A 22,111-nucleotide genomic window follows, 5' to 3' on the forward strand; every position below is an offset into this window, starting at 1 on the left:
ACATGACAGCATCCGAGAGAAGTCTTGGCATCATGGCCCGGTGCCAGGGCTCCCACTTTGTAGACAAAGGGTACTACAAAAAGCTTACGCTCTATGGACGCAAGCACGGCATTCGCGTCTTCGTTTTTTCACCACGTCAGGTTAACTTTTCCACTCGTATGGTAAAAGGCTTCGAGTATCGCAATGGGTCCTGGCACGCGAAAGACTTCCCAATCCCCGCCTTTATCTATGACCGTTGCTTTGTGGGCCCATCTTATCGCCACTATAAACCATTTGTGGAAAAGTTGCAAAACGATCGCAACATTACGTTTTTGGGGCATGGTCTGTCTGGAAAATGGCAGGTGCACCAGATGCTCGCTAAGTCTCCTCTCCTCGCCCCGCTGCTCCCGCCTACTGAAATATTCTCTTATCCTGTGCTCCACGCAACCTTGCAAAAATACGGGGCAGCTATCATCAAGCCTATGGCTGGGACTCACGGTATTGGCGTCGTGAGAATCAAAGAAGTACGCAGTGGATATGAAGCTTCTGGACGAAACCGAGACAATAAGCCTTTCACCAGGCGAATCCGGGACACTGCCGGATTAAAAAGTTTTGTGTCTGTCTTTACTGCCGGCCGCAAGTTCCTGGTACAGCCCTATCTAGAGTTGCATACCCCGGATGGTACTCCATTCGATGTCCGTATTCTGGTTCAAAAAAACGAGCTGGGTAAATGGGGAACAACTGGCAAAGCTGTGCGTCTGGGAGACAAACGCAGTATTACCTCCAATTTGCACGGAGGAGGGAAAGCAACACCTCTGGCCTCTTTCCTGCCCCTTCACTTTACATCCGTAAAAGCGGCACGCATCGAGCAAACAATCAACCGAGTGGCGGAAGAACTTCCCCGTTTTTTGGAAGAGTCACACGGCAGGCTCGTTGAGCTGGGAATCGATATCGGTATCGACACCGCAGGTAATGTTTGGATCATCGAGGTAAACAGCAGACCAGGGCGAACTGTTTTTCGCATGATTGACGACCCGACTGCACAACTGCATTCGATTACTCAGCCCGTTCGCTACGCCCACTATCTTATGAAAGAGCGTGTAGGAGGTTAAAGCATGGAAACGTTCAGAATGCGGCTTCGCTTCCTTTCCAACCCCCGTATCAGTGGGATTATCCTGCCGGCTACTCTCTTCCAACAGTTACAGCTACGTCAACGCCAAAAAATTAAAGTCTTACTGGGTAAAAAGGAAGTAGTCGCAACTGTCTTACAAGATAAACGCAATCCGGATGCGAACGTCATGAAAGTGACAACGCTCTTGCAAACAGAGCTGGGCATTCCTCACCCGGGCTTGATCCAGCTCAAACTAGAGGGCTCCGCACTCCGAATCGGTCCCTCAATCGGGATCGTCACGACTGGCATACGACGAGATCCCAAGCAACCAATTGGCTCTCGCACTTCGTTTTTTTACAATCTGTTACAGGCTCAAGAAGGGAAAGGCGTTTTCTACTATATATTTTCCCCCACCGATGTAGACTGGGAATCCAATACAGTCAAAGCGTGGTTCTTGCGCAGAAGCAAGTCAGGGGGCTACTTTTGGAAAAAGCATGTTACCGCCATGCCCGATGTCGTCTATGATCGTATTCCCTCTCGTTCGGCAGAAAAACATGAAGCCGTTCGGGAATTCAAGTATCGACTCGCCAGTTACCCCAATTTACCGATGTTCAATCAGGGCTTTTTTAACAAATGGGGCGTGCACCAACTGCTGTATCCAAATCCAGAAGTGAATGAGCATATCCCGGAGACTTACACCTCTCCGTCCCTTACAACTGTTCGAAACTTGCTGCGTAAATACCCTATCGTTTATTTGAAGCCCAAAAATGGAAGTCTCGGGTACGGTATTGTCAAAGTTGTTCGCCAAGCAGGCGGTGGCTTTACTGCCTCCTATCATACAGGCAGCGGTAATGTAAAAAGACAATTTTCCAAGCTGTCCAGCCTTTATCAGCATGTCTTCCGCAGTCGTCGCGTCAGTTCGTATCTGGCACAACAGGGCATTCCGCTCATGACATTCCATGGACGACCGTTTGACTTCCGTGTTCACTTGCATAAAAATCAACAAAACGAGTGGGTCGTCTCCTGCACGGCAGCCAAGGTTGCAGGTTCTGGCAGCGTAACTACCCACGTACGCACAGGTGGTACTGTCATCCCCGGCGATGACCTGTTGCAGCACCTGTTTGGCAGACAAAAAGCCCTCATGACCCAGCGCATTTCTGAAGCCTCGATTCGACTCGCTACCGCGATTGAACTGGCAAAAGGGATTGATTTAGGAGAATTGGGGCTGGACATGGGGATTGATACGCAAGGCCATGTCTGGATGTTCGAAGCGAATTCCAAGCCTGGCCGTTCTATATTCAAACACGCCCGTCTCAGGCAGGCTGATCACGAATCACGCAAGCTGCTCGTCGATTATAGCTGTTACTTGGCCAATTTCTAGTTGCACGCGATCTGTACCGTTTTTCAGGAAGGAGGAACACCATGCTTCAGCAGCGCTCCGGGTGGCTGACGATCCTCCCTAGCGGTAGATGGTTCGTACAGTTACCTCGGCTAGTCCTTAAACGCTCGCCAAAGCCACTGGTCGCCAGTCTCGGTCCCTTTTCTCATACGAAACGGATATACGCTGGTTTACCCCGCGTGCAACCAAGGCGTATTCGTACACGCATTAACTGGAAAATGGCGGGCGACTCCCTGAAGCTTGGCCCATTATTTGGCATATTGACCGTTGGTGAAGGGGCAACATTTTTAGGAAATCGCGAGAACTTCAAGGATATTACTCAATCGGGGAAGCAATGGGGTGCACTCGTTTATGTATTCACTCCACAAGGAATCAATTGGGAGAAGAAAAAGGTGCGCGGCTATTTGTACAACAATCGTCTAAACTCGTGGCAAGAGGTGATTCTACCTTTCCCCCATGTGGTTTACAACCGAATTCCGACGAGAAAAGCAGAACGGCGACCTGAAGTCCGAAGAGCATTGAACCGCATTCATGAGATGCCAAATGTCACATTGTTTAATCGCCGCTTTTTTGACAAGCAAAAACTGTTTACGATGCTGGAGTCCCACCTGGAGGTGCAAGCTTTTCTACCTGAGACGAAGCAACTGGACACCTTGGCTCGCTTTCGAAGCTTTTGCACAGAACATCGCTTTGTCTACTTGAAGCCTGTGCGTGGTAAAGCGGGGGAAGGGATTATGCGCATTGATTTCAAAAACGATAAGTGGTTCCTGCAACGGTTAAAGGAACAAAAGGCCATTACTCGCCGCTTTTCCAATTTGAATGATGTATGGAAGCACATCAGACTTCATGTCAAACAGCAGAAGTACATCATGCAACAAGGTATCCGTCGTGCCCGCTACAACGGTAAACCTTTTGATGTGCGCGTCCTCGTACAGAAAGATGGCGAGGGCGAGTGGAGCGTAACCGGAGTCGGCATCAGAAGGTCTGGCTCGCAAAGCATCACCACTCATGTGCCACGAGGAGGCTCGATCCACTCGTTATCAACCGTTCTGCAAGCCTTGTTCAAAAATAATCCCGAGCAAATGGAAAGACACATTCACGATACGGCGCTCGCCATCGCACGGTCATTAAATGCAGAATGGACGGATTTGGCTGAGATGTCTATGGACTTTGGCTTGACAGAAGAAGGAAAGCTATGGTTCTTTGAAGCGAATGCAAAGCCGGAGAAATTCGATGAACCATCAATCCGACGATTATCGTTAGCGAATTTGATCCACTACGCACAGCATGTCTCCCGCTTGCAAAACAAGCGAGGAATTGCCGCAGGATAAGGGAGTCGAACAGCACTGGCTGATTCACAGACGACCCTGGTGCGATTTGCCCGTCAGGAAGGGGAACGGCGCATCACCCAACGAACGACTGGCTGACGCGATTGACCCCCATGTGTTGGCTCATAAGGTCAAGAACCGAGAAAAAATCCGCTGTTTCCTGATGGAAATGGGGTCAATCCTTCCTGGTTGTAGATAAACGCTACCGCAATAGGTGAATCGGCATGCTGGCTGTACGTGCGGGTAGCACTAAACAATGAGGCAAGTCTCACGTTTTGATCTAAAGGAACATGCCGTTTAGACTTCGGCATGTTTTTTTCGTTTTCGGATGCATGACAAAATCGAGCTTGGAAAAAATACTCCATGGAGGTGGTCTTAACCATGACCTACACAAATAACAATATGATGCAATCCCAGCAACAACCTCAATTTTTCGGAGCAGTAAGCCCTGCAGGTTCTATGTTCCAACCAGGCTTCGCCGGAACCAACGTACAAGAAGTACAGTATTGGAACCAAGGCGGTCATGCACCACAATCCATCGGAGCGCCTTCCTCTGCTGTATCCTTCAGCGGTGGAGTCGGTGGTGCCCAATCCATCTTTTCCCCAGGCTTTGCGAATACCAATGCTCAAGAAGTAAGACAGCAAAATGCTAGCTATCCAGCACAACAACAGCAACAACAACAATTTGGTTTTGGTCAAAATCAGGCATCCCAGTACATCCAGGCTCAGCCATCGTATCAACCAGCATTTAGTGGCGGAGCGAACTCGATCTTTTCTCCTGGCTTTGCTGGAACCAATGTTCAAGAGGTTCAGGCGCGAAATCAAGCTGGCTATAGCAGCTTCGCGGGTCCAACTGGCTTTGCTGGACAAGCTGGCTTTGTGAACCAAGCTGGAAACGCTGGACAAGCTGGCTTTGTGAACCAAGCCGGAAACGCTGGCAGCATCTTTTCCCCAGGCTTTGCCGGAACCAATGTTCAAGAAGTACGCCAATTGAACAACACCGGCTTCGGTCTGCAAGCACAGCAGCCTCAACAGCAACAGCAGGCTTTTGCGAATACACTCGGCATGGGAGCACAATCTGTCTTCACTCCGGGTTTTGCTGGCACGAATGTGCAAGAGGTGCGCCAATTGAACGCTCCAGGTCAGGCAGCTCCACACACAGGTTCAATCTTCCCTGGCACTTTCTAAATGAAAAAAGCGTGACCATCCATCGCGACGGTCACGCTTTTTGTTATGTGATGGTTCAGCAGTCTGCATTTTCCCAAACCGCCTGATACACGGCGTGCAAATCTTGCAGACTCTGTTCATCCACTGTAAAAATGATGCTGCCAAACACGTAGGCATCATTCTGTACGCAGGACCATCCATCACCGTTTGGTTGAAACTGCGCCTCTACACACGCCTCAGTCTGATCCAGCAGTCGCCGTACCGCTACATGCTTTTCCAACGATGGTCGATATCTGTCCACCACTTGCGCAAGGCGTTCATCCTGACGCGCCAGCCGATACAGGGCAAGCTCAATCTGGAGCCAGCAGGTTACATAAAAATGGAACTCCAAAAATAACGTGTGTACGGCTGCACGGATTTTGTCGTGGTCACCAGCTTCCAAGGCTGCACGTGCTTCCTGCTTTTTCTCCTGAATCAGGTCAAAATGACTGACTGCTCCGCGGTAAAACTTGCGCACCACGTTGTACAACATCTCGGGAGTACGCGGCGGAAGACTCCGATGTCGGTTTTGCACATCTCGCATGGCTTGTTCTCCTCTTTCCGACGCTCGTTTTCTTCTATTGCGTGATCAAAAGACGACTTTTCGAACAACCTCTTCTATTGTACAACAATGGTGCACGATGCAGGCAGCCTACTCTTTCCCGTTTTTCCAGTAGTCATAGGCATGAATGGCGAGCCCCCAATAAGAGGAGTATCGATCCAGCGCTTTTGTCACCAGATCCAGCTGCCGATCCATTTCCCCTATGCCTTCCTCGTAAAAAGTGATCCCGTTCCCTTCGTGGCTCTCTTTCGTCTCCACGGCGACGACCAGCTTTTTATGGAGGCTCTCCGCATACTTCATCTGATTTTCAACCAAGCCGATGATTCCAGGAGCGCGATCGCGAAATGCCATTAAGGTCGTATGATCAAGCTGTTTGATCATCCAATGCGAAAACGGCAATTCGGGCTGGCCCGGAGTAGGTGTCTTGTCCAGCCATGCGGCAAGATCGACGCTTGCTTCCAAGGAAGTCCCATTCTTGGTCTCCTCAACAAAAGCTTCGATATTACCCATCCATTGGCGTAAGACTGCCTCTTTATCCTCGCGCCAGACAGGAAGGACATACGGCTCGATGTCTAAGTGAATGCCGTGAAATTGCTCTTCTGTCGAGACAGACTCATTGTAGGCTTTCACCCAATTCACGAGCTTCATGATCTTGCTTCGACTTTCAGACAGAGCCCAAATCGGATGACCGCCCATCGCATGAACCTCGATACCCGCTTCACGTGCCTCTCTCACGAAATCGCGATAATAGGAAATCGGCTGCTCCAAATCTAAACGAACATAGAGGAGATTCACCCCGTTTTGTTCTGCAAAGGAGAGAATTTCCTCCTTTTCCGTGTCAATCAATTCTGCACGCCATATGTAGGTGCCTTTGTAGCGTTGCTTGGTGACCGGGGGCAGTGGAGTCGCCTCCTTCCAGTAGCGATAATCGTGGATTGCAACACCAGAGAAGGACGGATGCTGTGCCAAATATGTGGGCAATTGCTCTACTAGCTGTTTCATGTGAGCCGGACCTTCCTCTGCAAAAGAAGAGTGGTCTTCATCCAGCGGCTTCATATTCACAGCGACCAAGACGCGTGTCTCTAATTCATCCGCTTCCTTCATTTCCTGATCAATCAAATTCAGGATGCCGTTTTTACCGGAAAGTGTGTCACGATACGCCATGATACATACCGTATCAAACTGACTCATCATCCATTTGGACAAAGACATTTCTTCTTGTCCCGGAACGGGAATATCGTCCAGCCAAAAAGGAATGGCTGCACTGGCAACCAAATCCTGATCTTTTGACACCTCGGCTGTGAACGCCTGCACATTGGCTTGCCATTCACGGATAATCCGCTTCTGATCGCTCTCCCAAAACGGCAAAAGATACGGCTCGATGTCTAACTGAATCCCGCGAATCCGCTCATTCTTCTCTGCTTCACGGTTGTAGCTTTTTACCCAGTGGACGATGTTCATCATCCGCTTTTCATTGCTTTTGAGCGCCCACGCCGGATGGCCGGCTACCGCATGAACCTCGATCCCCATCTCTGTCGCTTCGCGAATAAAATCGCGGTAGTATTCATAGGGCTTGTTCATTTCGATTCGCAAGTAGACGAGATTAATATCGTTACTTTTGCAGAAATCGAGAATCTCTTGTTTCTCTCTCCCGATCATCTCGGATTGCCAGATCCACGTTGCTTTACTCTTCTTCTCCGCTGGGGAAAAGCCGAACAGAAAGCCGACCGTCAGGCAGAGAACACTCAAATAGATGCGCGCAGCTTTCATTCGTCAAAGTTGCTCCTCTCGTTGACTTGCGTGCTTCCAGCTCTCGTAATCATGGATCGCACTTCCTGCAAACGCCGGATTGTTTGACAGCTCCTCCTGTAAAATGGCCAACTGGCTGTTCATCTCTTCTGTGCCTTCTTCATAAAAGCTCACATGAGCGCCTTCCATCGTTTCCATGATGTTGACGCCTACGATGACCGACCCTTTTTTCTGTACATTGGCATCATCGACGATCTTTTCTACGATTTCGACGATCCCATTTTGCCCAAGGGCTTGATTGCGGTAGGCCATTAACGTAATACTGTCGAGTCGCTGCACCATCCAGTTGCTCACTTTCTCATCACTGCCAGGAACCTTTACGGAGTCGATCCAAAAAGGCAAATCGGCACCGACAGCGAGATCCGTATCCTTCTTCGTCTCCGCTGCCAGATAGCTGACATTTTTCAGCCATTGCCGGACGATTTCTGCCTGGTCTTCCTTCCACGCAGGCAACAGGTACGGCTCGATATCGACGTGAATCCCTGAGAATTGTTCATCTGGCTTGGCACTGCGATTGAACGCCTTCACCCAGGAGATGAGATCGTCGATGCTCTGGCGATTCGCTGTTAACGCCCAATTTGGGTCACCGCCAAGCGCCTCTACCTTGATGCCTGCCTCGTTGGCTCTCTCAATGAAGGTACGATACGTCTGAGGCGCAACAGCTGTTGGCTCAACGTGAAGATAGATCAGGTTGATGTCGTTTTTCTCGGCAAACTCGATCATTTCATCGGTTTGGGTCTCCATTTGCTTGGCATCCCATATCCAGGTTGCTTTTGTCAGGGCGGAGCGGGGGTTTGCCAACGACAGCATGATGATCGAAGCCACTGTCACAAGGAGCAGTGCTATCCAAAGCCAGCTATATCGACGAAGTACCTGCATCAGTGCCGGTCGATACCGTACTGTTGTGTCGTCGCTCCCACTCCAGCAAATGCCCGCTCACCAAACGTACTGCCGTCAACCGCTGAAAACGGCGGAATTCGCGTGTAATCCTCGATGCACTTGTTTTTGACCAGCGCGTGCGGCCCGATCTGGCAGCCTTCACCGATCTGTGTTTCACCGAACAGGCAGGTTCCCGGATAGAGCACCGTATCTCGCCCGATCATTACGTCTGAATCAATGTACGTCGCGCTCGGGTCTATCATCGTAACTCCGTTTCGCATATGGAATTCGTTGATTCGCTTGCGCATCAGCTGTTCCAAATCAGCGAGCTGCACACGATCATTGATGCCATTGCCTTCTTCGGGATCATCCGTTGCAAACGCTGCTACCAAATGACCTTGTTCTTGCAATAGCCCCAGAACGTCCGGCAAGTAAAACTCCCCTTGCGCATTTTCGTTTGAGACCATCGGCAGCATCGAAAACAGCTTTTGATTGTCGAAGCAAAAGATTCCGGTGCTGATCTCGTTCACCTTTTTTTGTCCCAGGGTCGCGTCTTTTTCCTCGATAATTTTTCGGACATCGCCGTTCTCGTCGCGAATGATCCTGCCATAACCTGTAGGCTCGTCCACAATGGATGTCAAAACCGTGGCTGCTGCCTGTTTATGCTGGTGATACTCGAGCAAACTTCGCAGCGTCTGTTCTTGTACGAGCGGTGTATCACCATTCATGACAATCGTCACGCCATCCTGTGCTCCGAGAATTTCGTGGCTCATCCAAACAGCATGAGCAGTACCCAGCTGTTCCGGTTGATACGCATACTGAACGCGGTTTTTTAATTGCTCTTTGACCACTTCGGCTCCGTGACCGACAACGACGACCAAGTGGCGAAGTGACAGTGCTTCCAATGTCTCTACGACATGTTCAATCATCGGCTTCCCGCAGATTGGATGCATGACCTTGTAGAGCGAAGATTTCATTCTGGTTCCTTTTCCTGCTGCCAATACTACTGCATGTATGTTCATCCTATCGCCTCCGTCTTGGTCAGCTCTCCTTTTGCAAGCTGGCCTTGTTGGATTTGCTGATCGAAGTATGGTTTCAATTCATAGGTCAGTGTGTCAATCATCATGCTCAAATCAATGTCTTTCCTCTGCACGCCCAGCTGATAGGCCTGAAGCATAATCTCCAGTAATTTCTCCTGATTCAACGTCCGCTTCGAGGTGTTCATTCATCTTTCCCCCTTTTTCTTCCTCTCTTACTTCATAACGACTGACGTTTGTGTTTACTCAACTGTTACACTTTTGGCCAAATTTCGTGGACGATCTACGTCATTGCCAAGCGCAACAGAAGTGTAGTAGGAAATCAGCTGGAGGGGGATAACACCTAGAACGGGTGTAAACAAGGCAGTTGTCTGCGGAATCAGGCAAACATCATCAACCGAGCGATGCAGCTCTACATGTCCATCTAATGTAATACCGAGAACGTTTGCTCCACGCGCTTTTACTTCTGTAATATTACTGATCATTTTCTCATGCAGCTCATCCTGTGTAGCCAAGGCGATGACTCTCGTTCCCTCTTCAATCAGCGCCAGCGTACCATGCTTCAGCTCCCCTGCCGCATACGCCTCCGAGTGAATATACGAGATTTCCTTCAGCTTGAGGGACCCTTCCATCGATACTGCATGATCGAGACCTCGTCCGATGAAAAACAGATGCTGCTCATTCTTGATCGATTCAGCGAAATGACGAATCTCATCTGCATGCGCGAGAATATGCTCGACTTGCTCCGGGAGTGCAGTCAGTTGGTGAAGCAGTGAGGCACGGGTTCCAGCGTCCAGTGTTCCCTTCGCTTGCGCCAAATAGATGCCGAGCAAGTAAAACGCAATCAACTGTGAGGTATATGCCTTCGTCGAAGCAACCGCAATTTCCGGACCTGCATTTGTCGTAATCACGTCATCGGCGTCACGGGCAATCGAGCTTCCGACTACATTCGTAATAGCGAGAACTGCTGAGCCGTTTCGTTTGGCTTCACGCATGGCTGCCAATGTATCTGCTGTCTCCCCCGATTGGCTGACGGCAATCGTAAGCGTATTCGGTTGAAAGAGTGGGCGACGGTAACGAAACTCCGACGCTACATCTACTTCTACCGGAATCTGTGCCAGTCGCTCGATCACATGCTTGCCGATCAAGCCCGCATGATAAGCGGTACCGCATGCGACAATGTAGATTTTCTCCACACGCTTGGCACTCGCTTCTGATAACTGAAGATTAGGAAAAATAACCTTTTGCTCTCCAGCATCGATTCGGCCTGTCATTGTATTGCGCAGGGCACGCGGCTGCTCGTAAATTTCCTTTTGCATATAGTGCGCAAAGCCGTCTTTTTCCGCTTGCTCCTTGTCCCACTCAATCCGCACCAGCTCTCGCTCGATTGGCTCCGTCGTATCCAGACGCATGACGTGAACAGAATCTTTGGTCAGGATCGCCAGGTCTCCGTCTTCCAAAACGTACACATCACGCGTATGCTCCAGGATCGCCGGGATATCAGAACCGATGAAATTCTCATTCTCCCCTACCCCAATAATCAACGGGCTCGCCATACGAACTGCAATCAGCTTGTCAGGCTCATGTTCCGTCATCACGCCGAGGGCAAATGCACCGCGAATTTTGCCGGCCACCTTCTGCACTGCCGTAACCAGGTTGTTGTCGTATTCCTGCGCCAAAAGGTGCACGATGACCTCCGTGTCCGTCTCCGAAGTAAACGTCACGCCTTTTTCGATCAACTCCTGCTTGAGATCCAGATAGTTTTCGATAATGCCGTTATGCACGATCGAGAACTTGCCGGATTGATCAAAATGAGGATGAGAGTTTTCGTCAGACGGTCGTCCGTGTGTCGCCCAGCGCGTATGACCGATGCCGATGGAGCCCTGTAAGCCGGACTTTTGGGTTTGGCTCTCCAGTACGTCAATTCTGCCTTTTGCCTTGCGAATGCCGATGGTTGCTCCGTCACAAATCGCAATGCCAGCTGAATCGTAGCCTCTGTATTCCAGCTTTCGCAGCCCATTGATTAGAATCGGCTGCGCTTCCCTATTCCCGATATATCCCATAATTCCGCACATGTCTTCGGTTCCTCCCTTGTTGCGTAAAGTGTTCGGACTTTGTTTTATGCGAGCAAGCTGACGACTTCCTTCTCCTGTCTGATAGCGACAGAGGTTCCGATGCGATACACATTCGGATTCGTGATGCCCTCAAACGCATTGCGTGTATCGATAATGGCCACGCCCAAATCGGCCAGCTCCTGATAGGCAAAGCATTGGTGATTCGTAATGAGCACCATGCAATCGTAAGTCTTGAACGCCTCGTAGTCATTGTCGATGGAATGGACGATCTCGCCTTTTTTGTTCACAAAGCTCTGCGCATACGGGTCGTAATAGTCGACTGTTGCTCCGCTATTGGTGAACAGCTCGTAAATCTCCAGCCCAGGTGATTCCCGCAAGTCATCGACTTCCGGCTTGTAGGCCATGCCGAGAATCAAGATGCGCGAGCTGTTGATTGCTTTGGCGTAAATGTTGAGCACCTGTGCTGTCTTATTTCGCACATAGTCCGGCATGTTGTCGTTAATCGATTGGGCAATCTCAATAAATTGGCTGTGAAAACGAAAGCCCTTGGCCTTCCACGACAAATACATCGGATCGAGCGGTATGCAATGCCCACCGATTCCGGGTCCCGGGTAAAACGGCATGAACCCGAAAGGCTTGGTCGATGCGGCCTTGATTACTTCCCAAACATTGATGCCCATTCTGTCGCACATCATCGCCATCTCATTCATGAAGGCAATATTGACGCTGCGGAAGGTGTTTTCCAAAAGCTTGGACATCTCCGCCACCTTTGGCGAGGAGACTGGCACAACGGTTTTGACCAGGTTGCCGTACAAGAGTGTACCTAACTCCATGCAACGCTCTGTCGTCCCGCCGATCACCTTTGGCGTATTGTACGTACTGTATTTGCGATTGCCCGGGTCGACCCTCTCCGGCGAGTAGCAAAGGAAAAAGTCGATGCCAGCCCGATAGCCCAGCTTTTCAAATTCGCGCTGGATCAGCTCCTCCGTCGTTCCCGGATAGGTTGTGCTCTCCAGCGTAATGAGCATTCCTCTTTTCATGAATCGCTTGATTTGCTCGACCACATTCGTAATGTAAGAGGTGTCCGGGTCCTGATTGGGACTGAGTGGCGTCGGAACGCAAATGCTGATCGCATCCAGCTCCTCGATTACGCTATAATCGGTCGTCGGAAAAAAGCGGTTGGTCGCGAGGCATTCCTGCAAGGTTTCATTGGAAATATCCTGGACATATGACTCTCCTCTTTTCAGACTCTCGATTTTTCCGCCATGCAGATCGATTCCGATTACGGTATAACCGCTCTTGATCGTCTCTACTGCAAGCGGCAGACCTACATACCCAAGCCCAATGACACCCACTCTCGCTGTCTTTCGTTGAATCTTCTGTTGCAGTTCCTCGTATCTCGCCATCCTCGGTTCTCTCCCTTTCTCTTTCTAGAATTATGAAATCAGCCTTTTTACCCTGGCTTCCAGTTCAACCGGGGAAAATGGTTTGGTAATGTAGTCAGATGCTCCCATCGCAAACGATTTTTGCACATCTTCTTCCAGACGTTTGTCTGTGAGCACCATAATCTTGCTCATGGAAGCGCTGATATGCTTGATTTTTTCCATGAGCTGGTATCCATTGAGGATAGGGAGATTCAGGTCGGTAATCACAAGATCAGGGGCGACCTCCTGATATTTTTCCATGCCATCCATCCCGTCATTGGCTACCGTAACGAGATACCCTTTGCGCTGAAAGTAGATACTCAAAAACTCGTTGACAGTCTCATCATGGTTAACCAGCAAAATACTTGCCGGCTCCTCTTTTTGAGCGGGATTCTGCTCGTAAATCTTAATCTCCCCATGAGCGCCTGGCTCTCTCATCTCTTGGATCATCCGCATCAGCATTTGCCCGGACGAGCGCGAGCTTTCGGGAAAACTCGCAATCAAGAGGCTGCCCGCAAGCAATTTGTGCTCTTGCAAATAGTCTTTTACACGCAAAGCATAAAAATGGGTGTTCGAAAGCTTCTGACCCTCAAGCAGTATTCCGAAGAGCTGCTTGTTTTTGTCATAGGCGTAGTGTAAATTAATCTCGGAGCCGTCTCCTGAACGAGTGCCCAGGTCTTGCTTGATCAGCTCCATCGACTCTTTCGTGAGGGTTTTGCAAGCCACCAGAATAACCCCACACGCCAATTGTTTCTCTTCCATCTTGCTCAGATGCTCGTAAAAAACAGGTACGAGATTACTCATGATCTAGCCTCCAAACTTGAAATGTTTTCGCTGCCCTTCGTCTGCCAGCTCGTCCGCGTCATCGTTCCCCAGGAGTTGTTGTTGCGCAAATATTCAATATGACCGAGGAATCTCCAGATGACGCCGATTTGCCGATAGCCAAAGAACATCAGAATCGTATAGAAAAGCATTTTGACGATGTCCCGAAAACGCGGATACCGTCGAAACGCGATTTCCTCCAGCAATAAGGAGCCAATGCCAAGCAGCACGCCATACAGCACATTGAGCAAACCGTAGACTAAGAGAACGTAGCCGCTGGTCATATCCAGCAAGGTGTAACCGATGAGGGCCAAGAGACCCGTGATGCGAAAGTACGGATTCAAGGTTTCAAACAAGATATTGAACGGTAGCGTGAGCATCCCGAACAGCTTGTACTTGGGGCGAAACGCCATGTGTCTGCCGTACTCAATCATGTTTTTCAGATTGCCGCGTCCCCATCTGCGCCGTTGACTGCCCAAAATTTTGAGTGTATCCGGCGCTTGCGTCCAGCAGACCGCATCAGGGCAAAATGCCACTCGGTACGGCAGCTTGTTTTCCAACATGTACTTGTGCAGCTTGATGATGATGTTCATGTCTTCACCCGGATACCCCTCGCGATAACCACCTACCTTGATAATGTAATCCTTGCGAAAAACACCGAATGCGCCAGAGACGATAATCAAACCATTGATCGCGCTCCAGCCGATCCGTCCCCCGAGAAACGCCTTGAGGTATTCGACGCATTGCATCATCGGCAAAAACTTGTCTGGCAAACGAATGTCTTTCACGACACCGTCTTCGATCTTGCAGCCGTTGGCAATGCGGATATCTCCGCCGATGGCAACTGTTTCATCCGGGTTTTCCATATACACCTTCGCAATGCGGATCAGCGCGTCTTTTTCCAGCAAGGAATCTGCATCAATGGAAGCGATCAACGGATAGTGAGAGAGATTGATCCCCGCATTGAGCGAGTCAGCTTTTCCTCCGTTCTCTTTGTCGATCAAATACAGATTCGGAAAAGCCGGATTGTGGTAGACTCCCCTGATCTTCGACGTATGAAGAAGCGGCTGCACCGGCATGTGCTCGGAGTAAACCAGAGAAAACTCGTTAATCAATACCTGCAAGGTTGCATCCTTCGATCCATCGTTGACCACGAGCACCTCGTAGCGGGGATAGTTCAAGGATAAGAGCGACCTGACATTTTCAATAATCGTGAGCTCCTCATTGTATGCTGGCACGAGAATCGAAATCGGCGGAACGTGCTCAGAGCCTGAAAGTGTCTGGAATCTCGAATAGATGGAGCTTTTTAAAATCCCCATGATGCTCTTGAACGAGAACAGCATGATGATGAAGTACAAAGAGTTGATCGCGATGACGTAATAGACCGCAAATACTCCGTAGTAAAGTAGAAAATCTCTCATGGCAGCCTCCTTTCGCTCTATCTTTCCAGTGCCTGAACCGTGGAGATTGTTTTGCGATACGACTTGCGGTACAGATGCAGCTTTTCGTTGTATTGCACGAGCTTCTCTGTCGCTGTCGCACTCTGTAGAACCAGCTTCTCCTTTTCCAGCTCCTCCTGGATCACTTGATGAGCCATCTCGCTCTTATGACCGTTTCTCTCTTCCTGCAAAATTTCACACAGGGCGGCAAAGCCTTCGACCTCTAGCTGCGCCAGGCTTCGTGCACTGTGATGACGAACCCACCAGTTCGCATCGCCCACCGCTTTTTTCAGCAGGGGGATGTACGAAAGCAATTTCAGTGAGCCAATTGCCTTGGCTGCCATTGCCCGAATTTCCCAATCTTTGTGGTTCATAAAATCCGTGACTGTCTGCTCATTCATATAGCGGATATCCCGACACATGAGCTTGACTGCCTTGATTCGGACTTCCTTGTCAGGCGATTGAATGAGCTGGTATAGCGCAGGCTCAATGCCGGGCTGGACATGAACGGTGTAGCCAATCAGTCCGATTTTGACCAGTTCAGCGTCGGATTCTTGTAAAAACTGTGCAAAAAGCGGTGCCGTATCCAGCTGCGAATCACTGATGATGTCCACGATAAGCTGGTGGACATTTTTCTTCGCTCCGACAACGTGGGTCACCATTTCCCGCAAATCTTCTGTATTGCGTGCACATTTGGCGACGGAGCGCGCAATGATAAAAACACTGATATCATTTGTGTTTTTTTGCAGGAGGGTTAAGAGAGCAGGTACGGCGAGCTTGGAGCGCATGATCCCCAAATTGTAGGCGGCATCCACTCTCGTCCATTTCCACCAGCCATTTAGTCTTTGCATGTCCAGCTCTACGAGTCCCAAATCCTCGCAGAGCCAGATCAGCTTGTCCCGATGGATGCCTGTGACCCGCTCCATCAGCTCAAACAGCTTTTTCTGAATGATTTGCTTTTCTTTTTGCGTCACATCGCCATAAGGCACTTGCAAGCGCTCCTCTTCCTCCCCGTGTGCTTGCAGGTAAACGAAGTAGTCGCGATATTTTTCCAGACAACGCATGGTCTGTTTCTCCACCGAAATGTTGCGCAGCTTCAGTGCGAACAAGACAAGCAAGCCTAGTACTGTCAATCCACATAGCGCGTACAGAAAAACAATTGCCGTCGCCAATGGTGTTTGCACGTTTGCCACTCTCCTATCCAATCAAGGCTGAGTCCCGATCTTCACCGGAGCCTCAATCTCATGGAATGCTTTTTTTAGTATGGAATAGCTTTGTTTTTTGCGTTCGTGATAGCCGACCTGCTCCCAGCCTTGCCATGTATACATCGGGAGCTTTGTCACTGCATGCGTCTTTTGCCCGACGATTTGTTTGGTCGCTTTATCTACCAGGAGCGGCAGGATGCGAATGCCTTTCGTCGTCTTCGTCATGAAGCTTTTGCCGTCATCTTCATAGCTCATGACGGTTAAGGAGCTCGGGTCTGTAAATCCAAGCAGCATCCACGGTACTCTCAGCTCAACCACTTTGCCCTTCGCTTGCCAGGCGGTTCGTGAGTCGTACTGCGGGTCTTGGGCATCTGTCGTTCCCCGGATCAGTTTGCCGACCTCGACCTCCTCCAGCGGATAGTACTTCTTGCTGTCTGGCGGCTCCATCTCCAGGCTAACGGCCAGCTTCCACGGCTTGAAGATTCCGGAATTGTCTTTTTTCTCCTCTTCCTTGACCGCAAGCATGCGGTAGCGTTTTCCGTATAAGCGTGCATGAAAGTCGTAATTGGCAGCGATTTGAATCTGGCTCTCGTCTGCTTTTCCCAACGCGATCAGCGTCTCTAGCCCCTCATCCAGCGTCAGGCCGGGAAGCTGTGCCGCATGCTTGTTCCCGCCTGGAAGCGTATCGACACCCACATAGAGCTGTTGTTTTGCCGGGTCAAACTCTTCCTTCAATTGAGCAAGGAAGTAGACGTACCCTTCATCATGTGTCATCCAGATTTCGTCAACGCCTGGAACTTGAACATCGAGGCGTTGCTTCTCTTCCGGCACGAGCTGATCCCAATCTGTGCGATTCCCATCGATGGTCAGCACTCCTTCCTTGTTCGGATACATGCCGAGGACTCCAAACAGAGACTCGTTGGTCAAAACGTTGATCCACAGGGAGCGCCGATCTTCGGGCAGCTCAAAGCGCATCGTGTTCCACGTTTTTTTGAACCACTCGTCCTGCCAGACGAATACGATTGCTCCCGCATACCCTTCCTGATGAATTTCTTGCAAAAGCTCGACATCGACCTCTCCCTGCTGCTTTTCTGAATGACCACCCTGATTGCGCCCTAAATTGCCTAGATGGGCGACTCCTACCGATGCCGGGACCCCGAATTCCGTCACCATGATCGGCATGTTTTTGTGATACTGCTTCAGTTGTCGCAAATACGCTTTGTACGTATCGATTTGCCCTGCATCGTTCTTCACTTGTTGCAGGGTAGTGTCGTAGCGGAAGAAATCCGGATAATACGGGTACACGTGATAGGAAGCGAAGTAGCCCGCCTCCCACTGCGTTGGCTCTATATGGGTAGGATCGACACTGACCAAATCTTCGTGATGGATCGGTTCTCCCGGATGCGATAAGGGATCTGTAGTCACCCAATTGGTGAAGGTCATCGGATGCTGCCAACCGTACTTGCTCTCTTCCATTGCCACCGTATCCACCATTTCAGCAAGCCATGTCTCAAAAGCGGTTGCATTTGGTGTGGCGTGGAAGTACTTCCCTTGATAGGGAGCAACTTTTTGATGCAGGCGGTTGGTGTTTTGCACCATCACGGGGTCCCACTCGGTCCCTGTGTGCCAGCCGATCAAGTATTTACCTGCATTGGCACGGTATGTACCACTTGCCTTTCCCGGTTTTTCCGGCAGAGTGATGTCTCCGTAGACAGCGCCGACTGCGTCCTTGATTTCCTGTCGAAACTCTTCGCGAATCTCTGGCAGATAGGCGTCTTTCTTTTCAATCAACAGCTCTTCTGGACTCCAAATGCCCTGCATCAAATAGAGAGGGTCCCCTTCTTTTCGCCGATTGTAGTCGACCAATGCTTCATAAAAGACAGGAGAATGGATGGTATACACACGAATGACGTTCGCTCCCATCTCGTCGATCATTGCGAACCAGCGCATATAATCCTCTCTTGTTATGGGAAGCTCACCCGGATAATGACCCGGTAACGATGCCCCCAAATTGACGCCTTTCGCAAAAAAGGGCTGCCATTTCTGATTCTGATAGACTTCGAACAGCTCGCCATTTGCGCGAAATTTTAATTGAGCACCTGTAGTCGTCTCCATGCTTTCGACACGATCTGCTGCCCAAAACCACCAGAAGGCACTTGCCCCTACCACGATCAGCATGGTTAGGCTCATCCAGCGCCATCTTCTCTTCTTTGTTGGCTCCATTTCTCGTCAACCTCCGATATGTTGCCACGTCACAGTCATTGTAAACATAGGGAGCAAATCGTTCCCATAGACAAAATTCACTATTGTGTCTTTTTCAGATTTGTCATGAAAATGTAATGTTGGGACGGATTCACCTCCAACGTCCTACGTTTTTTGGAAGGAAGTCCTGCAACCGGGACGGTCTTCTGGCCCACACTTCCTCTCAATTAGGCATATTTTCTCTTCCTTTTTTTTCCTTTTCGCTTGTGAAAATGGTAGGTTGCTACTATTTGGAAGTCGCTGGATTTTGCCGATATAAGGGATTATTTACAAAAAGAATATAAAGTGTATTTCGTCTTGATTCTTTGGAAGGTTTGTTTATAATAGATATCAAGGGTCCTTAATGGTTACATTTATTGTACAGGGTGTTGCTCTGAACCCCAGTCTTCTTGCAGGAAACTAGAGAGAATGAGCTTATTGCTTTTTAATTGCAGATATAAAGAATCTATAAAGGTGGTATACGAGCATGAATCAACTTATCGATGTAGGAATTATTGGCGGCGGACCAGCAGGGATGAGTGCCGCTCTCGCGCTGGGCAGGGCAAGAAAAAGCGTGGTCGTGATCGATGAAGGCCGTCCACGCAATCGCGTTACACGTGAGTCGCATGGCTTTCTTACGAGAGACGGCATCACTCCGAGCGATTTTCGTCACATAGCAAGGGAGCAAATCAGCGCCTACCCCTCCGTTCACTTTGTGGAGGATACAGCTGTAACGATCACAGGACACGATGGAAGTTTTCTCATTACGACTGCAAAGGGAACGACTTATCAAAGCAAAAAGCTGCTGTTCGCAGTGGGAATGAAGGATCTCCCTTTGCCTGTTAACGGATTAGCAGAAGTGTATGGAAAGAGTGCCTTTGTCTGCCCTTATTGCGATGGATGGGAATTACGCGACCAGCCACTTGTCTTGATCGCCAACGGAGAGAAAGCATTGCACTTGGCAAAAATGCTGTCTGGTTGGACCAATCATTACACCATCTGCACCAATGGACCAGATGAATTCACGGAAGAACAAAGATTGGAAGTGTTGCAGCATCGCGTTCCTGTCTTTGACTCCCCAATCGAGCGAATTGTGTCTGTCGATGGGATAGTACAGCGCGTTGATCTTGCAGATGGCAACAGCATTTCGTGCACGGGAATCTTTTTTGCTCCAAAACTCGTGGCTGGATCTGACTTGCCGCGAGCATTAGGCTGCCAGGTGACGGAAACAGGAATGGTCATCGTCGACAATTTTGGGAAAACGAGCGTACCGGGTGTCTATAGTGCAGGCGATGCAGCAACTACACAATACCAAGTGATTACTGCCGCGGCTCTTGGCTCTGTAGCTGGCATGAGTATCAACAACGAACTGCTTTTAGAGGCATGGAATCGTCAGAGTTAGCTCTATCCCTACATGTCCCTTCCATAAAAAAAGGACAATCCCTCCGTCTGCAAAAGACGGGTGGGACTGTCCCTCTTCTATATTATAGAAACAATGGATCTTTTTTTGATTACAGCGTCTTCTGTCCTGGCTTCCAGTTCGCTGGGCACAGACCGCCAGCTTGCAGGGCTTGCAAAATACGAGTCGTCTCTGCCACGCTGCGACCTACGTTCATGTCAGTTACCACTTGGTAGCGCAGAATGCCGTCTGGATCGATGATGAACAAGCCACGGTGAGCTGCACCGGTCTCTTCGTCCAGGACACCATAAGCTCGTGCCGTCTCTTTTTTGAAGTCGCTCGCGAGCGGGAAGTTTACTTCACCGATGCCATTTTCATCGCGCGGTGTTTTGATCCATGCCCGGTGCGTATGTACGCTATCTGTGGATACGCCCAGCACTTCGCAATCCAAATCTTCGAACTCTTCCATGTTGTCACTAAACGAAGTTACCTCTGTCGGGCAAACGAATGTGAAGTCAAACGGCCAGAAGAACAAAATCAGCCATTTTCCTTTGTAGTCAGCCAGCGACACACGTTCTTCCAGTGTCTCGATGTTTTTGGTCGTGAGCATATTAAAGTCAGGTGCCGGTTTTCCTACTTGAAGCTGAACAGTTTGCTGTGTTGTCATTGTTGTCATGATAAATCTCTCCTTTTATATGGGATCTGATGAAATTTACTTCGCAGCCTCTTCCAATGCTGCCAGTGCTTTTTTGATACGTGTCGGGTTGAAGCCCAAAATTTGCTTCTCACCAATGACTGTCAAAGGAACAGACATCACACCTAAACGACTCAGCTCCTGGCCGTACTCATCTTTTTCATCGATGTTACGCTCTTCGAAAGAAATGTTTTGTTCTGTCAAATACGTCTTTAATTGCTTGCAGAAGTTGCAATTAGTGCTGGAGTATACGATTGCTTGTGCCATGTTTGATTCTCTCCTTTTCTTCTATTTGTATTGTGGAACGACTTTAGAACGCTTGTTGATGTATTTGTCTACAGCCATCGCTGCAATGGCACCGTCTGCCGCGGCGACTACTGCTTGCTTTACAGGTGTTTTGCGCACCTCACCCGCTCCAAATACGCCTGGAACAGAAGACTGCATGAACTCATCCAGAATCATAAATCCTTCCTCATCGAGAGGAACTTGTCCGTCCAGGAAGTCGGTACCTGGCTTGCTGCCAGACAGGAAGACAAAAACCCCGTCTACGGACAGCATTTCTTCTGTTCCCTCTGCCGTGCGAATGCGCAACCCTTCGACCGACTTCTCTCCCACGATTTCCAGCGGGCGTGTACGGAAACGCATTTCGGTGTTCGGCAGCTCAGGCAGTTCTTCTACCCCTTGAAGGTCAGCGCGCGGCACCAAGAAGGTGATTTTGTCCGTAAATTTGGTCAGTGCATGCGCTTCTTCCAATGCTTCCTCCGTATCACCGATGACTGCCACGTGCTTGCCTTCATAAAAAGCTCCGTCGCATGTCGCGCAAGTGCTCACGCCTCGTCCAAGTAATTCCTCTTCTCCTGGAAGCATACGGTTGCGTCCTTTGGAACCAGTCGCTACGATCACGGCCTTCGCTTCGAAAGTACCATGCGCTGTGAAGATGCTTTTTTCCTCATCCTCTACATCGACCGCAGAAATCGTAGTCTGGATGAATTCCGCACCGAAGCCCTCCGCTTGTCTGCGCATTTTATCCAACAGTTCTTTCCCAGTCATCTCGCCTTCCACCCCTGGGTAGTTGGCGATTTTATGTGTCAGGGCAAGCGCCCCGGTTCCGGGTGCCTTATCAATGACGAGCGTCTTTAGATTTCCACGAGCTGTATAAATGGCAGCGGATGCACCAGCTGGTCCTCCGCCGATGATGATGACATCATACATGAACGGCTCCCCCTTTCCTCGCTATCAAAACTTGATACAATTTGAAAGTCAATATCTTTTTATAATCATTTTAAATAAGGCCTTTCAATCAAGGTATAAAAAAAAAGTCCGCCTCCTTCACGGGCGAACCTCATCCTATTAAAATTACCAATTACTCTACCCAAGCTTTTCTTTATACTTACCTATTCATAACTTCATCCTCCGCCTTCTTCCTAGATATGGAAGAGATCCCGCTAATCTGTATTATTTTACAATTTCGAATTCGCTCCATTTCGTTGACGAAACAAGTA

19 protein-coding genes are annotated in these 22,111 nt (G+C 49.5%); 5 read left to right on the forward strand and 14 right to left on the reverse strand.

The window, feature by feature from the left end:
• Positions 1–2 precede the first annotated feature (2 nt).
• The 4 genes from FB479_RS08445 to FB479_RS08460 all read left to right on the forward strand — a co-directional run bounded on the left by FB479_RS08445 (position 3) and on the right by FB479_RS08460 (position 5,005).
• Positions 3–1,091 carry a YheC/YheD family endospore coat-associated protein gene (locus FB479_RS08445; RefSeq protein WP_106654065.1) on the forward strand — a complete coding sequence of 363 codons (1,089 nt, stop codon included), beginning with the start codon at positions 3–5 and terminating at the stop codon, positions 1,089–1,091.
• A 3-nt stretch (positions 1,092–1,094) separates the two neighbouring features.
• Positions 1,095–2,471, forward strand: a complete 1,377-nt coding sequence (locus FB479_RS08450) for a YheC/YheD family endospore coat-associated protein (protein WP_106654064.1) — start codon at positions 1,095–1,097, stop codon at positions 2,469–2,471.
• Positions 2,472–2,512: 41 nt separating this feature from the next.
• On the forward strand, positions 2,513–3,820 hold the full coding sequence (locus FB479_RS08455; RefSeq protein WP_106654063.1) for a YheC/YheD family endospore coat-associated protein: 1,308 nt from the start codon (positions 2,513–2,515) through the stop codon (positions 3,818–3,820).
• Positions 3,821–4,198: 378 nt separating this feature from the next.
• A complete protein-coding gene (locus tag FB479_RS08460) occupies positions 4,199–5,005 on the forward strand; it encodes a hypothetical protein (protein WP_142064134.1) in 807 nt (268 codons plus the stop codon).
• Positions 5,006–5,060: 55 nt separating this feature from the next.
• On the opposite strand, the gene FB479_RS08465 is transcribed toward FB479_RS08460, so the two are convergent.
• From FB479_RS08465 to FB479_RS08515, 11 genes are all read right to left on the reverse strand, one after another.
• Positions 5,061–5,567 carry a hypothetical protein gene (locus tag FB479_RS08465; protein WP_142064137.1) on the reverse strand — a complete coding sequence of 169 codons (507 nt, stop codon included), beginning with the start codon at positions 5,565–5,567 and terminating at the stop codon, positions 5,061–5,063.
• A 108-nt stretch (positions 5,568–5,675) separates the two neighbouring features.
• The gene (locus FB479_RS08470; RefSeq protein ID WP_142064140.1) at positions 5,676–7,355 is read right to left on the reverse strand and encodes a hypothetical protein; all 1,680 of its coding nucleotides are present in this window, start codon (positions 7,353–7,355) and stop codon (positions 5,676–5,678) included.
• A 3-nt stretch (positions 7,356–7,358) separates the two neighbouring features.
• Entirely contained in the window at positions 7,359–8,225 is an 867-nt protein-coding gene (locus FB479_RS08475) for a hypothetical protein (protein WP_255438318.1), read from the reverse strand.
• Positions 8,226–8,272: 47 nt separating this feature from the next.
• Complete coding sequence (glmU, locus tag FB479_RS08480; RefSeq protein ID WP_142064146.1) at positions 8,273–9,295, reverse strand: bifunctional UDP-N-acetylglucosamine diphosphorylase/glucosamine-1-phosphate N-acetyltransferase GlmU; 1,023 nt, start codon at positions 9,293–9,295, stop codon at positions 8,273–8,275.
• Positions 9,292–9,498 (reverse strand): hypothetical protein, encoded by a 207-nt coding sequence (locus FB479_RS08485; protein ID WP_142064149.1) that lies wholly within the window; start codon positions 9,496–9,498, stop codon positions 9,292–9,294. Before FB479_RS08485 ends, glmU begins: the two co-directional genes overlap by 4 nt.
• Positions 9,499–9,552: 54 nt before the next feature.
• Positions 9,553–11,385, reverse strand: a complete 1,833-nt coding sequence (glmS, locus tag FB479_RS08490) for a glutamine--fructose-6-phosphate transaminase (isomerizing) (protein ID WP_142064152.1) — start codon at positions 11,383–11,385, stop codon at positions 9,553–9,555.
• 44 nt (positions 11,386–11,429) lie between these two features.
• Complete coding sequence (locus FB479_RS08495; protein ID WP_142064155.1) at positions 11,430–12,791, reverse strand: nucleotide sugar dehydrogenase; 1,362 nt, start codon at positions 12,789–12,791, stop codon at positions 11,430–11,432.
• Positions 12,792–12,821: 30 nt separating this feature from the next.
• Positions 12,822–13,613 (reverse strand): response regulator transcription factor, encoded by a 792-nt coding sequence (locus FB479_RS08500; RefSeq protein ID WP_142064159.1) that lies wholly within the window; start codon positions 13,611–13,613, stop codon positions 12,822–12,824.
• Positions 13,610–15,052: a glycosyltransferase family 2 protein gene (locus tag FB479_RS08505; protein ID WP_142064162.1), complete on the reverse strand. Its 1,443-nt coding sequence runs from the start codon at positions 15,050–15,052 to the stop codon at positions 13,610–13,612. Before FB479_RS08505 ends, FB479_RS08500 begins: the two co-directional genes overlap by 4 nt.
• A gap of 17 nt (positions 15,053–15,069) precedes the next feature.
• A complete protein-coding gene (locus FB479_RS08510) occupies positions 15,070–16,254 on the reverse strand; it encodes a HEAT repeat domain-containing protein (RefSeq protein WP_106654053.1) in 1,185 nt (394 codons plus the stop codon).
• 21 nt (positions 16,255–16,275) lie between these two features.
• Positions 16,276–18,498 (reverse strand): hypothetical protein, encoded by a 2,223-nt coding sequence (locus FB479_RS08515; RefSeq protein WP_142064165.1) that lies wholly within the window; start codon positions 18,496–18,498, stop codon positions 16,276–16,278.
• Between the two features lie 505 nt (positions 18,499–19,003).
• Between FB479_RS08515 and FB479_RS08520 the strand changes: the two genes are divergently transcribed.
• A complete protein-coding gene (locus tag FB479_RS08520) occupies positions 19,004–19,918 on the forward strand; it encodes an NAD(P)/FAD-dependent oxidoreductase (RefSeq protein WP_142064168.1) in 915 nt (304 codons plus the stop codon).
• A gap of 109 nt (positions 19,919–20,027) precedes the next feature.
• Here the strand turns inward: FB479_RS08520 and FB479_RS08525 are convergent, their stop codons facing one another.
• From FB479_RS08525 to FB479_RS08535, 3 genes are read right to left on the reverse strand one after another with little or no spacing between them, the layout of a single operon-like run.
• Positions 20,028–20,582: a peroxiredoxin gene (locus tag FB479_RS08525; RefSeq protein WP_106654079.1), complete on the reverse strand. Its 555-nt coding sequence runs from the start codon at positions 20,580–20,582 to the stop codon at positions 20,028–20,030.
• Positions 20,583–20,627: 45 nt separating this feature from the next.
• Complete coding sequence (locus FB479_RS08530) at positions 20,628–20,876, reverse strand: glutaredoxin family protein (RefSeq protein ID WP_106654050.1); 249 nt, start codon at positions 20,874–20,876, stop codon at positions 20,628–20,630.
• Positions 20,877–20,897: 21 nt separating this feature from the next.
• Positions 20,898–21,821, reverse strand: coding sequence for an NAD(P)/FAD-dependent oxidoreductase (locus tag FB479_RS08535; RefSeq protein ID WP_106654049.1), 924 nt, complete (start codon positions 21,819–21,821; stop codon positions 20,898–20,900).
• Positions 21,822–22,111 lie beyond the last annotated feature (290 nt).

The organism is Brevibacillus sp. AG162, from assembly GCF_006715575.1.
GTDB classification, from domain to species: Bacteria; Bacillota; Bacilli; order Brevibacillales; family Brevibacillaceae; genus Brevibacillus; species Brevibacillus brevis.

Bases quoted from the DNA above. Each gene is read 5' to 3' on its own strand.
- FB479_RS08460 (WP_142064134.1), top strand. From the start codon at position 4,199: ATGACCTACACAAATAACAATATGATGCAATCCCAGCAACAACCTCAA.
- FB479_RS08495 (WP_142064155.1), bottom strand. From the start codon at position 12,791: ATGGCGAGATACGAGGAACTGCAACAGAAGATTCAACGAAAGACAGCG.
- FB479_RS08505 (WP_142064162.1), bottom strand. From the start codon at position 15,052: ATGAGAGATTTTCTACTTTACTACGGAGTATTTGCGGTCTATTACGTC.
- FB479_RS08470 (WP_142064140.1), bottom strand. From the start codon at position 7,355: ATGAAAGCTGCGCGCATCTATTTGAGTGTTCTCTGCCTGACGGTCGGC.
- FB479_RS08455 (WP_106654063.1), top strand. From the start codon at position 2,513: ATGCTTCAGCAGCGCTCCGGGTGGCTGACGATCCTCCCTAGCGGTAGA.
- FB479_RS08450 (WP_106654064.1), top strand. From the start codon at position 1,095: ATGGAAACGTTCAGAATGCGGCTTCGCTTCCTTTCCAACCCCCGTATC.
- FB479_RS08445 (WP_106654065.1), top strand. From the start codon at position 3: ATGACAGCATCCGAGAGAAGTCTTGGCATCATGGCCCGGTGCCAGGGC.
- glmS (WP_142064152.1), bottom strand. From the start codon at position 11,385: ATGTGCGGAATTATGGGATATATCGGGAATAGGGAAGCGCAGCCGATT.
- FB479_RS08515 (WP_142064165.1), bottom strand. From the start codon at position 18,498: ATGGAGCCAACAAAGAAGAGAAGATGGCGCTGGATGAGCCTAACCATG.
- FB479_RS08530 (WP_106654050.1), bottom strand. From the start codon at position 20,876: ATGGCACAAGCAATCGTATACTCCAGCACTAATTGCAACTTCTGCAAG.
- glmU (WP_142064146.1), bottom strand. From the start codon at position 9,295: ATGAACATACATGCAGTAGTATTGGCAGCAGGAAAAGGAACCAGAATG.
- FB479_RS08500 (WP_142064159.1), bottom strand. From the start codon at position 13,613: ATGAGTAATCTCGTACCTGTTTTTTACGAGCATCTGAGCAAGATGGAA.
- FB479_RS08525 (WP_106654079.1), bottom strand. From the start codon at position 20,582: ATGACAACACAGCAAACTGTTCAGCTTCAAGTAGGAAAACCGGCACCT.
- FB479_RS08535 (WP_106654049.1), bottom strand. From the start codon at position 21,821: ATGTATGATGTCATCATCATCGGCGGAGGACCAGCTGGTGCATCCGCT.
- FB479_RS08465 (WP_142064137.1), bottom strand. From the start codon at position 5,567: ATGCGAGATGTGCAAAACCGACATCGGAGTCTTCCGCCGCGTACTCCC.
- FB479_RS08485 (WP_142064149.1), bottom strand. From the start codon at position 9,498: ATGAACACCTCGAAGCGGACGTTGAATCAGGAGAAATTACTGGAGATT.
- FB479_RS08520 (WP_142064168.1), top strand. From the start codon at position 19,004: ATGAATCAACTTATCGATGTAGGAATTATTGGCGGCGGACCAGCAGGG.